Here is a 14,696-nt window from a genome sequence, read left to right as displayed (position 1 = left end):
CTCTCCTTCGTTCAATCCTCACCCAGCAGCATCGCGTCGATGCCGTCGCACAGGCAGTGGATGGTCAGCAGATGGACTTCGTGAATGCGCGCCGCCCGGACGGCGGGCACGCTGATCGCAATATCGGTGTCGGACAGCGCGGCCGCGACTGCATGGCCGCTGCCGCCCGTCAACGCGACGACGGTCATCTCGCGCTCGTGCGCTTCGTCGATCGCCGCGAGCACGCGCGGCGAGGCGCCGCCCGAATCGAGCACCAGCAGGATGTCGCCGGTCTGGCCGAGCACGCGCACCTGTTGCGCGAACAGTTGATCGGCGGCCGCCGCGCCGGCGAGGCCGGCCTGCGACGCATCGGTGCCGAGCGCGATCGCGGGCAGGCCCGGACGCTCGCGCTCGAAGCCGCCGACCAGCGACACGGCGAGGTAGTGCGCTGCGGCGGCCGACGGGCCGTCGCCGCACGCGACGATCTTGTTGCCGTTCGCCAGTGCGGCGAACATCGCGTCGACCGCAGCTGCGATCGGCAGCGACAGCGCGTCGGCGGCTTCCGCATGAAGCGCGGCACTGTCGCGGAAATGTTGCTGAATACGTTCGACTGACATCGATTCCTGGTGAACTGGGCGCGCAGCACGCTTCGGCGCGTCGCGCGACACATCGTGAGTGCGGCGAGTTTACCGTACTCCGGCACCGTGTCCCGCGGTCCGGCAAGAACTCTTTACATCTCGTCACAGCTGGCGGCTACGCATCGTCGGCACGAAATGCATCGCGTAGCCAGACGAGCCGCCCGGCCTCGAACGCGATCACGTCGAACCGGCACGCGGCCGCCGGATCGTGATGCGCCCAGAAGCGCAGCGCCGCGGCGACGAGCCGCTGCCGCTTGCGCGCACCGACGCTCGCGGCCGCGCCGCCGTGCCGCGTACTGCGTCGCGCGCGCACTTCGACGAACACGAGCGTGCCGTCGGCGTCGCGCATCACGAGATCGAGTTCGCCGCCGCGCATCGTCACGTTCGCCGCGACGAACGCGAGCCCGCGGCGCGCGAGGAACTGCCGCGCGCGCAACTCGAACGCGGCGCCGATCGGCTTGGATCGCGCCGCGCAGGAAAAGTTGTCGGCCGCGCACGCGTCGTCCGGCCGCGCGGCGCGCGCGTGGCACAATGCCGTCCTTGTTCCGCTTGCGCGGCGATCGCGCGCATTGCCTGCCATGACTGCCCTCCTCGAACTCGCGCACACGCAGCACTACCCGGAAGCCGCCCTCTACGTCGTCGCGACGCCGATCGGCAACGTCGCCGACATCACGCTGCGCGCGCTGCACGTGCTCGGCCTCGTCGATCGCATCGCCGCCGAAGACACACGCAACACGGGCCAGCTGCTCGCGCGTTACGGCATCTCGAAGCCGCTCGTCGCCGTGCACGAACACAACGAGCGCGAAGCCGCGCTGCGCGTGATCGAGCTGCTGCGCGCCGGCGAGCGCGTCGCGTACGTATCGGACGCCGGCACGCCCGGCATCTCGGACCCCGGCGCGCGGCTCGTCGACGCGGTGCGCGCCGCCGGTTTCGCGGTGATTCCGCTGCCCGGCGCGAGCGCGGCCGTGACGGCGCTCAGCGTGGCCGGCGACTGGGCCGGCGCGTTCACGTTTGCAGGCTTCCTGCCGACGAAGGCGAAGCAGCGCGCGGCCGCACTGCAGGCGCTCGCGTCGCATCCGTACGCGCTGGTGTTTTACGAAGCGCCGCACCGGATCGCGGAAACGGTCGACGCGCTCGCCGGCGCGTTCGGCCCCGCGCGCCGGCTGCTGATCGCGCGCGAACTGACGAAGCTACACGAGCAGCTGTTCGCCGGCACGCTGGCCGAAGGACAGAGCTGGCTCGCCGGCGATGCGAACCGGCAACGCGGCGAATTCGTGCTGGTCGTCGAAGGCGCGCCGGCCGCGCGCGACGACGCAGACGACACCGCGCACGACGCGCTGCTCAAGCTGCTGCTGGAAGAAGTGCCGGTGAAGAGCGCGGCGAAACTCGCGGCTGCGCTGACGGGCGCGTCGCGCAACGCGCTGTATGCGCGCGCACTGGCGCTGAAGGAAGGTTGACGGCGGGCGCACACGCACCGCGCATCAATGACGAAGGGCTGCCGACGGCAGCCCTTCTGCACGCGGAAACGCTCCGCGACGTTACTTCGACGAGATCGACGCGAGCATCTCGTCGCGCGCCTCGCGCGCTTCCTGCGGCGAGAGCCCTTCGATCTTCACGCGGCCGGTGCCGGCGTGCACGAGGCCGATCACCTTCGCGGCCGCATACGACAGGTCGAGCACGCGGCCGCGCTTGAACGGCCCGCGATCGTTGACCTTCACGACGACCCACTTGCCGTTCGACGCGTTCGTCACCTTGATGTACGACGACAGCGGCAGCGTCCGGTGTGCGGCCGTGAACGCGTTCATGTTGAAGCGCTCGCCGTTCGCCGTGCGGCGGCCGTGGAAGCCCTTCCCGTACCACGATGCGCGCCCGGTCTGGCGGAAATCGGAGACGTCCTTGCCGTCGATCGGCTCGGCGTCGGCCAGCGACGATTTCTTCGCGTCGTCGCTGCCGGTGGCCGGCATCGATGCCAGCGCGGAATCGAAATTGAGCGGTTGCTGATCGTCCGCTTTCGCGGCCGCGGCCGTCTTGTCGACCGCGTTCTTCTGCGACGCGCTCCCGGTGGTCTGGCTGGGTGGCACCGCACAGCCCGCGAGCGCAAAAAATAAAGCAATGGTCCCGAATCGATTCGGAAGTCGTAAATTCATCGACGTGTCGCCTTCTGGTTCGGGCCGCCTGTTCCTGACGCTGTTTCGCGACGCGGATACGCGGCCCGGACGGCAAATGCGTGCACGTCCCGCTCGAGCGCGAGCGGGCGGCTTGCATGGGCGCGGCTTTCGTCTGTGCCGCAACCGTCCTGATTAGCTTTCACGTCTGGCGCAACCTGTCCCCGGCAGCCTGACCAGACCCCACATGCCGCCATCGAACATGGCTTTCACGTTCGCGCGCGTCGATACGATGACGCACAGGAACGGCGGCACAGGCCCCGTCCGGCGGCGCGGCAGCAAGGCCGCAGGCGGGCGCGCAGCGCCCGGCCGGACAAGACGTGAGCACCGAATGCACGGTGCTGGATACACCGCCGGAAACCCCCGGCGGCTGATGCTTGACGGTGAACCCGACGCCCCTCTCTGACGGGGCCGGAACACCAGCGAATTGCGTGAAATTCACGCGCAATGGGCCGCATTATACATAAATCAAAATCGCGTCTCGAAAAGCGCCCCGCGCGGACCATTGATTCTCTCTATGGCGGTAACCATCGGGATGCTGCGGGATTGCCCGAACAACGGCCCTGCACGCCGCCGCACGGCCGGCAGCCCACGCGCCCGACCGGTACAATCGATCCTTTTAGCCGCCGGTGCTTCCATGAAAGTCACGCTCATTCCGGTCACGCCGTTCCAGCAGAATTGCTCGCTGCTCGTCTGCGAGAAGACGGGCCGCGCCGCCGTCGTCGATCCGGGCGGCGACCTCGAACGGATCGAACAGGAGATCGCGCGGCAGAACGTGCAGGTCGACAAGGTGCTGCTCACGCACGGGCACATCGATCACTGCGCGGGCGCGAAGACGCTCGCGACGCACTACGGCGTGCCGATCGAAGGGCCGCAGGAAGACGAGCGCTTCTGGATCGAGAAGCTGCCGACGCAGAGCGAGCGCTTCGGCTTCCCGGCCGCGGAAGCGTTCGAGCCCGATCGCTGGCTGAACGACGGCGACACCGTGCAGTTTGGCGACGAAACGCTCGAGGTCTATCACTGCCCGGGCCATACGCCGGGCCACGTCGTGTTCTTCAGTCGCGCGCATCGCGTCGCGATCGTCGGCGACGTGCTGTTCGCCGGCTCGATCGGCCGCACCGATTTTCCGCGCGGCAATCATGCGGACCTCGTCCGCTCGATCAAGGAGAAGCTGTGGCCGCTCGGCGACGACGTGACGTTCGTGCCGGGCCACGGCCCCGTGTCGACGTTCGGCGACGAGCGCCGCACGAACCCGTTCGTGTCGGACAAGGTGTTCGGATGAACCAGACCGCGATTCCCGAAATCTACGTCAGCACCGACGTCGAAGCGGACGGCCCGATCCCCGGCCCGCACTCGATGCTGAGCTTCGCGTCGGCCGCCTATACGGAAGACAAACAGCTGATCGCCACCTTCTCGGCGAACCTCGAGACGCTGCCCGGCGCGCACGCGCATCCCGTGCAGGAAGCGTGGTGGAAGACGGAGCCCGACGCCTGGGCCGCGTGCCGGCAGAACCTGCAGGCGCCGGAAACGGCGCTCGTCGCGTACGTCGAATGGGTCGAGGCGCTGCCCGGCAAACCGGTGTTCGTCGCGATGCCCGCCGGCTTCGACTTCACGTTCATGTTCTGGTACATGATGCGCTTCGCGGGACGCTGCCCGTTCTCGTGGTCGGCGCTCGACATCAAGACGCTCGCGTTCGCGATGACGGGGCTGCCGTACCGCAAGGCGATCAAGCCGCGCTTTCCGAAGCACTGGTTCGACGATCATCCGCACACGCACGTCGCGCTCGACGATGCGATCGAGCAAGGCGCGCTGTTCTGCAACATGCTGGCCGACCTGCGCCGCCAGCAGGCCGCGCTTGCGGGCCTCGCCGTATCGGACACCGATCGGTCCGACGACGCGGGCGCGGGACGATCTCCCACGGATCCACGGACAAATTAGGGAATCTCGCTCACCGACGGCACGTCAGATTGCCTTTCCTTTCGCGGCCCTCTAACATTCAGCGTGTTGTAGCTGCCGCATGGAGGCGCAGGTGACGCTCGATTCCTTTTCGCAAAAAATCCTTCGCCTGTTGCAGCTCGACGCGCGCCGCTCCGTGCAGGAAATCTCCGACCAGGTCGGCCTGTCGAGCACGCCGTGCTGGCGCCGCATCAAGGACATGGAACAGTCGGGCGTGATCCAGCGCTACACCGCGCTGCTCGATCGCGAGAAGCTCGGGCTGCACGTCTGCGCGCTCGCGCACGTGCATCTGACGCGCCATAACGAGGGCGGCGTCGAGCAGTTCGAGCGCGAGATCGCGACCTGCCCGGAAGTCACCGAGTGCTACAGCACGACCGGCGAAGCCGACTACATCCTCAAGATCGTCGCGCCCGACATCAAGGCCTACGACGTGTTCCTGCACGAACGCATCTTCAAGATTCCCGCCGTCTCGCAGGTCCGCACGAGCGTCGTGCTGCGCGAAATCAAGTTCGATACGCAGTTGCCGCTTTGATCGGCGGGCGGGCCGCGCGCGGCGCTGCGCCGCGCGGCCCGTCGTTCATGCGTGCGCCGGCAGCGCGCGCGTGAAGCCGATCCGGCGCGCGCCGAACTGGCGCTTCAGCGCGTCGATGTCGAGCTTGTCGGCGAGCGCCGCGTCGGAGCCTGTCTCCGCGGGCAGCGTCACGTCGATTTCGAGGCCCGTACTCAGGTAATGCAGATTGATCGCGGTGGCGCGCAGCCCGCGCTGCGCGAGCGCCGCTTCGAGCCGCGTCGCGATTTCGTCGCGAGGCGGCAGCGCGAGCGCCGGACGGCGTGCCGCGTCGTTCTCCGGATCGACGTGAATCAGCGCGTCGAGCACGCGCGGATCGGCCAGCACGCGCGCACGCGCCGTTTCGGCGATGTAGTGGCCTTCGGACACGGAAATCATCGGATCGACGAGGATATGCGCGTCGACGAGCGCCGCGTCGCCCATCTTGCGCGTGCGCAGATCGTGCACGTCGCGCACGCCGGGCGTCGCCGCGAGCAGCGCGCGGATCTCGGCAGTCTCCGCCAGGCTCAGCGCGCGATCGGACAGATCCTGCAGCGCGTCATAGCCGAACGTCCAGCCCATGCGTGCGACCATGAAGCCGACGATCGCGGCCGCGATCGGGTCGAGCAGCCGGAAGCCGAACAGGCTGCCGACGATGCCGATCGCGACGACGAGCGACGATGCGGCATCCGAACGCGCATGCCACGCATTGGCGACGAGCATCGCGGAGCGCACGCGTCGCGCTTCGCGCAGCATGTAGCGGAACAGCGCTTCCTTCGACACGAGTACCGTCAGCGCGACGAGCAGCGCGGAAAAATGCACGGGCGGAATGGTCTCGAGATGCACGAGGCGCTCGCCGCCGCGCCATAACATGCCGATTCCGACCGCGATCAGGATCGCGCCGAGAAACAGCGAAGCGACGGTCTCGTAGCGACTGTGTCCGTAATTGTGGTCGGCATCGGGCACCGCGCCGCTGTGCCGATTCGCAACCAGCACGACAAAATCGGAGATCAAATCGGAAATCGAATGCACGCCGTCGGCAATCAATGCCTGCGAATGTGCAATCACGCCGACCGCGATCTGAAATGTCGCCAGTACGACATTCAGCACGATACTGACGAAGGTACTCTTGCGCGCGACCGCGTGCTTATCCGCACTTTGCGCGTCGCCGGTAAAGGTAGACATGGAATACGAGATATCGGTGTGGATACGTGATTCTATCAAACGCGACCCGCTCCATATCTCGATAACACGAAATTTCCCATTCAAATCAATTGCTTATGCGAACGCATCGCATTTTCATTCACGCCGCTTTGTGACATTTTTGTTACAAATCACGACAGCCGCAGCCGGACGCCTTGAAAACAAAAGAGCCGCGCGCCTCAACGGCACGCGGCTCTTCTGCTTGAATGAGCGATGTAAGCGCGTGTTTAAATCGCAAACTGTTCGCGATTCTTGCCGGCGATCCAGCGCGGCGGCTTGCCGCGGCCCGACCACGTCGCGCCCGTTTCCGGATCGCGATATTTTGCCGCCACACCGGCGCGCGGGCGGCCGACCTTGCCGGCCTTCGCGCGGCTCAGGCCGAGTTCCGCGAGCGAAAAGCCGTAGTCGGCGATTTTCTGCTTCACGTCGTTGAGCACTTCGGCGTATTCACGCGCCTTCGCTTCTTCGATTTGCTTCTCCAGCTTCTCCCGCTGGGCCAGCAGGTCCTTGTAAGAAGACATAGTTTTCCTTTCGATCTGACCAATGGCGCCGGTCTGCAGCCGGCTCACCACTCATGAAATATATGTGCCTCGGATTTTGAAGGCAGAGATTAGCACAAAAAAGAATTGAGAGAAGAGGGATTCATGAAAATCCCGATGTCGATTGTAATTCAGGCCCGTCATTTTGACCGGCTACGAACTTTCTCAAAATGTTACGAACCGGTGTCGAGATTAGGACATTACCGGTTGTCGATTCGGTCTATCAACATACGCAATTACCCGACATGCGTAAAAATCAAAACTTTCATCCGGCGACAATTTCGGAAAATCGTTGCACCGCGTACGAGCCGGCACGCCGCGACATCACGCCGCATTTCGCGCGCAGTCGAGCAGCCGTTCGCGCAGGGCGCGCACGTCGGCTTGCGGCATGTCGAACGACGTCCGGATGCGGCGCCCGTCGTATCGCCAGTCCGCGCCGTAACGGTCCACGCCGAGCAGCTCCAGCCCGTCGCGGCGCTCGGCGCCGGCTTCGTATGCGGCCCACAGTTCCTGCTCGTCGTCGAACGAGAGCGGCGGCAGCGTGTCGAGGCCCGTGCCGTCGACCCATCCCATGCGGCCGAAGCCGCCGATATAGCGCAGCCGCTCGACGTCCAACGCCCAGAACGTGAAGTCGCCGAGTGCCAGATAGCGCGCGGCGTCCGGCTCGTAGCGGCAGTAGCGCGCGGCGACGTGCGGATCGTCGTCGAGCGGGACGAAGCGGCCGAGCAGCGTCGCGCGCTCGGCGTTCAGCACGTCGCCGTCGCGCGCATCGACGACCAGGAATCCCGCGCGCGGATCGGCGACGAGGTTGCGCGTGTGCTCGGCAAGCGCGCTGACGAGAATCACGGGCCGGTGGCCGGCGTCGGGGGCGAACGGCACGACGGTCGGATACGGAAATCCCTGCGGCTCGCGCGCATGGGTCGCGAGCGTACCGAGCGCGCAGCGGTGCAGCAGATGCAGGGCGAGGGCGGGATCGATGTTCAAGATGGCTCCACGATGAACGCGCGGCGCGTCGGCGCGCCGCCTGCGCTCCGATGTTACTCGCGGCCGAGCGTACCGCGCATGGGCCGTCGGCCCGTCCGGCCGTCATGCGCCAAACCGGTGCAGCATCGCGCGGGACGGCGCCGCTCGGCAAGCGCGCAAGCGGTTCGATAGAATCGGACCAATCAGACGAGCGCCCGTCATCCGGCGCATTCAGACTTCCAACGAGCGTTCCGTGTCCCCATCTTCCTCCGATCTCGCCGCCGCGCCCGACGCGCACCGCATGCTGTCGCTTCCCGTTCGCCAGCGTGCGCGCACCGCGACGATGGCGCTGTTCTTCGTTGCCGGCATGATGTACGCGTCTTGGGGCGTCCACGTGCCGACCGTGCGCGACAAGTTCGCGCTGAGCCCCGCGCTGCTGTCGATCGCGCTGTTCGCGGTCGCCGGCGGATCGATCGCCGCGATGCTGACGATCGCGCGCTGGATCGCGCGCGTCGGTTCGCGCGTCGCGTGTCTCGCGGGCGGGCTTGTAATGTCCGCGTGCGCGGCACTGATCCTCGTCGTGCCCGACTATCCGATGCTGCTCGTCGTGCTCGCGCTGTTCGGCTTCTCGATGGCGACGCTGGACGTCGCGATGAACGCGGAAGCGAGCGCGGTCGAGCTCGCGCTCGGCAAGCCGATCATGTCGTCGCTGCACGGGATGTTCAGCATCGGCGGGATGGCGGGCGCCGCGGCCGGCGGCGCGCTGCTGTCGGCCGGGATGTCGCCGGCCGTGCATCTCGCACTCGCGGCCGCCACCTGTGCGGCCGTACTCGTCGCGGCGAGCCCGGCCGTGCTGCCGCACGTCCCGCATCACGACGAAGCGCACGGCAGCGGCAACCGCTGGCGCTCGCCCGCACTGTGGATGCTCGGCGGGATCGCACTCGTCGCGCTCATCGCCGAAGGCGCGATGTACGACTGGGCGACCGTCTACATGCGCGACGTCGTCGCCGCGAGCCCCGCTGCGGCGAGCGCCGCGTACGCGGCGTTCTCCGGCGGGATGGCCGCCGCGCGCTTCGCGGGCGACGCGGTGCGCGCGCGATTCGGCGCGCCGCAGCTCGTGTTCGCGAGCGCGTCGCTCGCTTGCGCGGGGATGATCGGCGCGCTGCTGGTGCCGCACGCGGCGGCCGTGCTGATCGGCTTCACGCTGATGGGGCTCGGCCTCGCGAACATGATGCCCGTGCTGTTTGCCGCCGCCGCGCGCGTGAAAGGCATCCACGCGGCCGAAGGCCTCGCGCACGTCGCCGGGCTCGCGTACTTCGGACTGCTGTTCGGGCCGGTCGTGATCGGCGCGGTCGCGCAGGCCGCGAATCTGTCCATCGGCCTGTCCGTCGTCGCGCTCTGCGCGGCGCTCGTCGCGATCGTGGCGCCGAAGGTGCTCGCGCATCTGAAGATCTGAGCGGCGCGCCGGCACAAAAGAAAACGCGCATGCGTCGCCGCATGCGCGTTTTCACCCCTGCTGTTGACCGCTTGTCGCGTTACATCTTCACTTCGTCGAGCAGCGTCTTCTTGCCGCTCTTGTAGTTGTACAGCGAAATCACGCCGTGCCGCAGGTCGCCCTTCGAATCGAAGGTCGTCGTGCCGATCACGCCCGTGTAGTTCGTCGCCGGCATCGCCGCGACGATCTTCGCCGGATCGGTCGAGTTCGCGCGCTTCATCGCGTCGACGATGATGTACACGGCGTCATACGTGAACGGCGCATAGATCTGGATCGGCTGGCCGAAGCGCTTCTCGTACTTGGCCTTGAACGCGGCGCCGCCCGGCATCTTCTCGAGCGATGCACCGGCTTCCGAGCACACGACGTTGTCGGTCGCGTCGCCGGCCAGGTCGGCCAGCTTTTCCGTGCACACGCCGTCGCCCGCGAAGATCTTCGCGCGCAGGCCGAGCTGCTTCGCCTGTTTCGCGAACGGGCCGCCGGTCGCGTCCATGCCGCCGTACATGATCGCGTCGGGGTTTTCACCCTTGATCTTCGTCAGGATCGCGCGGAAGTCGACCGCCTTGTCGTTCGTCGCGTCGTGCGACACCACCTTCAGGCCGAGCGCCTTCGCCTTCTTCTCGAATTCGTTCGCGAGGCCCTGGCCGTAGGCCGTCGAATCGTCGACCACGGCGACGCTCTTGATGCCCTTCGAATGCGCGTAGTTCGCGAGTGCCGGGCCCTGCTGCGCGTCGGTCGCGACGACGCGATACGTCGTCTTGAAGCCTTGCTGCGTGTAGGCGGGGTTCGTCGCCGACGGCGAGATCTGCACGATGCCCGCATCGCTGTAGATCTTCGATGCCGGGATCGACGTGCCCGAGTTCAGGTGGCCGACGACCGCGACGACCTTGTCGTCGACGAGCTTCTGCGCAACCTGCGTCGCCTGACGCGGGTCGGCCGCATCGTCCTGCGGGTCGAGCTGCAGCGTGATCTTCTGGCCGCCGATCGTCAGTCCCTTCGCGTTGATCTCCTCGACTGCGAGACGTGCACCGTTTTCGTTGTCCTTGCCCAGGTGTGCAATGCCGCCCGTCAACGGCGCGACGTGGCCGATCTTGACGACTTGATCGGCGGACGCGTTGCTTGCGGCTGCAGCGCACAGCATCGCCGCCGCGGTGATCGGCAACAGCTTTTGCATCTTGATATTCATGTAAGTCTCCAGTTTCGGTCCCAATAAACGCCATCGCCCGGTGCCCCGCTGCCATCCCTGTGTTTGCATCACTGGACGATTCGCCGGTTGCATCGTTCATGCACTTGGCCTCAAGCACGTGAAACAGCCGCTTTTAGCAGCTGGCCGCCCGTGCTTGCGCGCAGTGTAGGTGATCAAATTAATTTGTGGGACTTTTTTGAGTTAGTGGTAACACTACCGCCACGAGCGCACTGGAGGGCTCGCTCGAAAACGGCTGGAAGCCCCGCCGGATAAGGGTTTCCGCTAATTACCCGAGGGCTTTTGAAAGGGACTTTTAAAGCGTTTCCGCGCCTTTTCGAATCGGTATTGGGTGCGCGCGTTCATTGAATGAAACGCGCGTGACGGCACGCGCGTTTCGGCGTCCGATACGAACGCATTCAGGCTGCCGCGCGCCATTCGGCCGCGAGCGCATCGACCAGTTGCGCGGTCGTCAGCGCATCGCCGCGCCGGCGTGCGAGCGCCGCGCCCTGCCCGGCCCACAGCGACAGATAGTCGCCGTCGTTCGCGCGCGCGGCCGCCTGGCGCAGCGGCTGCGTGAGTGCGTTCTGCACGGGATACGGGGCGACGTCGTCGAGCCGTTCGCCGAGGCGCGTCATCAGCGCGTTGCGCAGCCCGCGTGCGTGGCGCCCGGTGATCGCGCGCGTGACCTGCGTCGACGTGTCGTCGCACGCGAGCAGCCGCGCCTTCCAGTCCGCCGCGATCGCGCTTTCCGCGCACGGCAGAAACGCGGTGCCGAGCTGCGCGGCCTGCGCGCCGAGCGCGAGCGCCGCGGCAATGCCGCGGCCGTCCATGATGCCGCCCGCCGCGAGCACCGGCAGCCCGGTCGCATCGACGAGCTGCGGCACGAGCGCGAGCGTGCCGATCAGCGCGTGTTCGGCCGGGCCGATGAACGTGCCGCGATGGCCGCCCGCTTCGGCGCCCTGCGCGGACAGCGCGTCGGCACCGGCCGCCTGCCACGCGAGCCCTTCGGCGACGTGCGTCGCGGTGCCGATCACGTACGTGCCCGCGGCCTTCAGGCGCGCGACGTCGGCCGCCTCGAGCACGCCGAATGTGAAGCTCGCGACCGGCACGCGCAGTGCGACGAGCGCATCGAGCTGCGCGCGGAAGTCGGGCGCGTACCGTGCGGGCGCGGTGCCCGGCGGCAGGCCGAGCGCCGCGTTCAGCGGATCGATCGCGGCGAGCGCACGCGCGACGGTCGCCGCATCGGCTGCGGTGTCGGGCAGCACGAACAGGTTGACCGCGAACGGACGATCGGTCGCCGCGCGGATCGCGTCGACTTCGGCGGCGATGCGATCCGGGTCGAATGCGCCGGCGCCGAGGCTGCCGAGCGCGCCGGCGTTCGACGCGGCGGCGACCATCGCGGCCGTGGTCGCGCCGACCATCGGCGCCTGCACGAGCGGCACGCGCAAGCCGAAGCGTTCGGCGAACGGAGTGGAAAACGGACGAGCGGACATGGCGGATCCTTCGAAAACGATGCGCGAAAGCGCTTTGTAAAAGCCTGTGCATCGACTGTAGCGAAGCACCGCGCGGCCGAAAAATGAATAATCGAGATCGAATCGATCGCTGCGCGAGAAGCGCGCGACGCGCACGGTGCGCGCACTGCAACGGCACGCGATTGGTGGCACACTAAGCCGCCTCTATCGTCCCCGAGGCCGCATGCGCCTCGTTTGCCAGGAGTTCCCACGTGACTGCCCAATGGATCGACATCCCGACCGGTAACGACAGCTTCGGCGGCTATCTCGCGCTGCCGAAGCGCGGCAAGGGTCCTGCCGTCATCATCATTCAGGAAATCTTCGGCGTGAATTCGCACATTCGTGCGGTCGCCGACCAGTACGCGGCCGACGGCTACGTCGCGCTCGCGCCCGACGTGTTCTGGCGCACGCAGCCGCGCGTCGAGCTGACGTACGACGGCGCCGATCGCGACAAAGGCATCGAGCTGTTGAAAAAGACCGACATCGGCCTCGCGGTCGCCGATCTCGGCGCGGCCGCCGACGCGCTGCGCGCGCGGACCGAAACGACCGGCAAGGTCGCCGCGATCGGCTACTGCTTCGGCGGCCACCTCGCCTATCGCATGGCTGCGGCCGGCAAGGTCGACGCCGCGGTCGCGTATTACGGCGGCGGCATCCAGAACGCACTCGACCTCGCCGGCAAGATCGCGCAGCCGATGCTGTTCCATTACGCCGAAAACGACCACGCGATTCCGCTCGATGCGGTCGAGCAGGTGAAGGCCGCGTTCGCCGGCCGCGACAACGCCGCGTTTCACGTCTATCCGGGCGCCGAGCACGGCTTCAACTGCCCGGAGCGCGCGTCGTACCAGCAGCGCGCATCGGCGCTCGCGCACGGCCGCACGCTGACGTTCCTCGCCGAGCACCTGTAAGCCCGGCCCGCCGCGGGCCCGCACCGCCGCGTGCCGCGCCCGCGTTATGCTTGGCCCATCGCCATACGTCACAACAGGAGTGACCGCGATGCATGACGACTATCTCGCGCACGATGCGATCGGCCTCGCGACGCTCGTGCGCGAACGCCAGGCAAGTCCGCTCGAACTGCTCGACGCGGCCATCGGCCAGGCCGAGGCCGTCAACGGCGCGATCAACGCGATCGTGCTGCAGGACTACGATGCCGCGCGCACGCGTGCGGCGGCTGCGTCGGCGGCAACCGCCGATGCGCCGTTCGCGGGCGTCCCGTATCTCGTGAAGGATCTCGGCGCGGCCGTCGCCGGGCTGCCGCTGTCGATGGGCAGCCGCCACTACCGCTACTTCGTGCCCGGCGACGATTCGCCGTTCATCGCGAAAAGCCGTGCGGCCGGGCTCAACGTGTTCGGCAAGACCAACACGTCGGAGATCGGCCAGATGCCCTACACCGAGCCCGACCTGTTCGGCGCGTGCCGCAATCCGTGGAGCCTGGACCATACGAGCGGCGGCTCGAGCGGCGGCGCGGCGGCCGCCGTCGCGGCCGGCGTCGTGCCGCTCGCGCATGCATCGGACGGCGGCGGCTCGATCCGCATTCCCGCCTCGTGCTGCGGGCTGTTCGGCCTGAAGCCGAGCCGCCATCCCGCGCTCGTCGATCTGCCGACCCACGGCGATCTCGTCGTCAATCATGCGGTGTCGCGCAGCGTGCGCGACAGTGCGCTGCTGCTCGACGTGACGACCGGCGCGACGCGGCCGCCCGGTGCGCCGGGCACCTTCCTCGCGGCGCTCGATACGCCGCCCGGCCCGCTGCGGATCGGCCTCGTCACCGATCCGATGCTCGCGCCGGCGCTCGCCGACGATACGCGCGCGGCGCTCGACGACGCGGCCGCGCTCGTCGAATCGCTCGGCCATCACGTCGAACCGGCGACGCTGCATGTCGACTACGCGCGCGCGGCAGAAACCTTCCTGACGCTGTGGGCGACGATCGCCGAGGAGATCGTCCTCGGCGCGCGCGCACTGACCGGCCGCACGCCGCGGCGCGGCGAGTTCGAGGCGGCGACCTGGGCGATGGCCGTGGTCGGCCGGCGGCTCGCGCGTGCGCGGCTGCAGGACGTGCTCGAATGGCAGCGGCAGCTGACCGTGCAGGTGTCGGGTTTCGTGTCGCGCTACGACGCGATCCTCTGCGCGTCGCTGGCCGGGCCGCCGGTGAAGATCGGCGAACTGCAGCCGACGCCGCTCGAAGCCGCGCAGATGAAGCTCGTGGCCGCGCTGCCCGCGAAGCCGCTGCTGCGCGAGCTGCTCGCGAAGGCGTCGCAGAAGGCGTTCGCGTGGGCCGGCTGCACCGAGCTGTTCAATCTGACGGGCCAGCCGGCGATGTCGGTGCCGCTCTACTGGAACGCGCGCGGGCTGCCGATCGGCGTGCAGTTCGTCGCGCGTCACGGCGACGACGCGCTGCTGCTGCAGCTCGCGCGGCAGCTCGAGCAGGCGCGGCCGTGGTTCGATCGCCGTCCGCCGCTGCTGCAGGCGCAGCGCTGACGGACGAAAAAAAGCCCCGCCGGCCGAAGCCGATGGGGCATGCAG

At 67.7% G+C, this 14,696-nt stretch carries 15 protein-coding genes; 7 read left to right on the top strand and 8 right to left on the bottom strand.

All coding sequences use genetic code 11. The features are described 5' to 3' along the window. Positions 1-11 precede the first annotated feature (11 nt). Both NP80_RS14045 and NP80_RS14040 read right to left on the bottom strand, forming a co-directional pair. Positions 12-596, bottom strand: a complete 585-nt coding sequence (locus NP80_RS14045) for an SIS domain-containing protein (protein WP_006401359.1) — start codon at positions 594-596, stop codon at positions 12-14. 136 nt (positions 597-732) lie between these two features. Next, positions 733-1,149 (bottom strand): YraN family protein, encoded by a 417-nt coding sequence (locus NP80_RS14040; protein WP_172488706.1) that lies wholly within the window; start codon positions 1,147-1,149, stop codon positions 733-735. A gap of 46 nt (positions 1,150-1,195) precedes the next feature. Between NP80_RS14040 and rsmI the strand changes: the two genes are divergently transcribed. Continuing rightward, positions 1,196-2,074, top strand: coding sequence for a 16S rRNA (cytidine(1402)-2'-O)-methyltransferase (gene rsmI / locus NP80_RS14035; RefSeq protein ID WP_006401361.1), 879 nt, complete (start codon positions 1,196-1,198; stop codon positions 2,072-2,074). A gap of 81 nt (positions 2,075-2,155) precedes the next feature. Here rsmI and NP80_RS14030 read toward each other — a convergent pair whose 3' ends face one another. Further along, positions 2,156-2,764: a septal ring lytic transglycosylase RlpA family protein gene (locus NP80_RS14030; protein ID WP_006401362.1), complete on the bottom strand. Its 609-nt coding sequence runs from the start codon at positions 2,762-2,764 to the stop codon at positions 2,156-2,158. Positions 2,765-3,419: 655 nt separating this feature from the next. Here NP80_RS14030 and NP80_RS14025 point away from each other — a divergent pair. The 3 genes from NP80_RS14025 to NP80_RS14015 all read left to right on the top strand — a co-directional run bounded on the left by NP80_RS14025 (position 3,420) and on the right by NP80_RS14015 (position 5,270). After that, positions 3,420-4,064 carry an MBL fold metallo-hydrolase gene (locus NP80_RS14025; RefSeq protein ID WP_006401365.1) on the top strand — a complete coding sequence of 215 codons (645 nt, stop codon included), beginning with the start codon at positions 3,420-3,422 and terminating at the stop codon, positions 4,062-4,064. Beyond that, positions 4,061-4,720 carry a 3'-5' exonuclease family protein gene (locus NP80_RS14020; RefSeq protein WP_006401366.1) on the top strand — a complete coding sequence of 220 codons (660 nt, stop codon included), beginning with the start codon at positions 4,061-4,063 and terminating at the stop codon, positions 4,718-4,720. The genes NP80_RS14025 and NP80_RS14020 overlap by 4 nt, the downstream gene beginning before the upstream one ends. Positions 4,721-4,799: 79 nt before the next feature. Further along, complete coding sequence (locus tag NP80_RS14015) at positions 4,800-5,270, top strand: Lrp/AsnC family transcriptional regulator (RefSeq protein ID WP_006477376.1); 471 nt, start codon at positions 4,800-4,802, stop codon at positions 5,268-5,270. Positions 5,271-5,315: 45 nt separating this feature from the next. Here the strand turns inward: NP80_RS14015 and NP80_RS14010 are convergent, their stop codons facing one another. The 3 genes from NP80_RS14010 to NP80_RS14000 form a co-directional block, all read right to left on the bottom strand. Beyond that, positions 5,316-6,470: a cation diffusion facilitator family transporter gene (locus NP80_RS14010; RefSeq protein ID WP_035489615.1), complete on the bottom strand. Its 1,155-nt coding sequence runs from the start codon at positions 6,468-6,470 to the stop codon at positions 5,316-5,318. 245 nt (positions 6,471-6,715) lie between these two features. Continuing rightward, on the bottom strand, positions 6,716-7,009 hold the full coding sequence (locus NP80_RS14005; RefSeq protein ID WP_006401369.1) for an H-NS histone family protein: 294 nt from the start codon (positions 7,007-7,009) through the stop codon (positions 6,716-6,718). A gap of 342 nt (positions 7,010-7,351) precedes the next feature. Continuing rightward, entirely contained in the window at positions 7,352-8,011 is a 660-nt protein-coding gene (locus NP80_RS14000) for a HugZ family pyridoxamine 5'-phosphate oxidase (protein ID WP_006409586.1), read from the bottom strand. A gap of 280 nt (positions 8,012-8,291) precedes the next feature. Here NP80_RS14000 and NP80_RS13995 point away from each other — a divergent pair, with 280 nt between their 5' ends. Beyond that, entirely contained in the window at positions 8,292-9,446 is a 1,155-nt protein-coding gene (locus NP80_RS13995) for an MFS transporter (protein WP_206289224.1), read from the top strand. A gap of 79 nt (positions 9,447-9,525) precedes the next feature. Here NP80_RS13995 and NP80_RS13990 read toward each other — a convergent pair whose 3' ends face one another. Together NP80_RS13990 and NP80_RS13985 are read right to left on the bottom strand one after the other, a co-directional pair. After that, positions 9,526-10,668 carry a branched-chain amino acid ABC transporter substrate-binding protein gene (locus NP80_RS13990; protein WP_006401372.1) on the bottom strand — a complete coding sequence of 381 codons (1,143 nt, stop codon included), beginning with the start codon at positions 10,666-10,668 and terminating at the stop codon, positions 9,526-9,528. A gap of 416 nt (positions 10,669-11,084) precedes the next feature. Then, positions 11,085-12,161 carry an NAD(P)H-dependent flavin oxidoreductase gene (locus NP80_RS13985; RefSeq protein WP_035946336.1) on the bottom strand — a complete coding sequence of 359 codons (1,077 nt, stop codon included), beginning with the start codon at positions 12,159-12,161 and terminating at the stop codon, positions 11,085-11,087. Positions 12,162-12,391: 230 nt separating this feature from the next. Here NP80_RS13985 and NP80_RS13980 point away from each other — a divergent pair, with 230 nt between their 5' ends. After that, positions 12,392-13,084 carry a dienelactone hydrolase family protein gene (locus NP80_RS13980; RefSeq protein ID WP_006401375.1) on the top strand — a complete coding sequence of 231 codons (693 nt, stop codon included), beginning with the start codon at positions 12,392-12,394 and terminating at the stop codon, positions 13,082-13,084. Between the two features lie 88 nt (positions 13,085-13,172). Then, the gene (locus tag NP80_RS13975; protein ID WP_006409585.1) at positions 13,173-14,651 is read left to right on the top strand and encodes an amidase; all 1,479 of its coding nucleotides are present in this window, start codon (positions 13,173-13,175) and stop codon (positions 14,649-14,651) included. The last annotated feature ends 45 nt before the right edge of the window (positions 14,652-14,696 follow it).

It is taken from the genome of Burkholderia multivorans ATCC BAA-247 (assembly GCF_000959525.1).
Classification (GTDB): domain Bacteria; phylum Pseudomonadota; class Gammaproteobacteria; order Burkholderiales; family Burkholderiaceae; genus Burkholderia; species Burkholderia multivorans.
The sequence above is the reverse complement of the archived record's forward strand: the minus strand, read 5'-3'. Positions and strand labels throughout refer to the sequence as shown.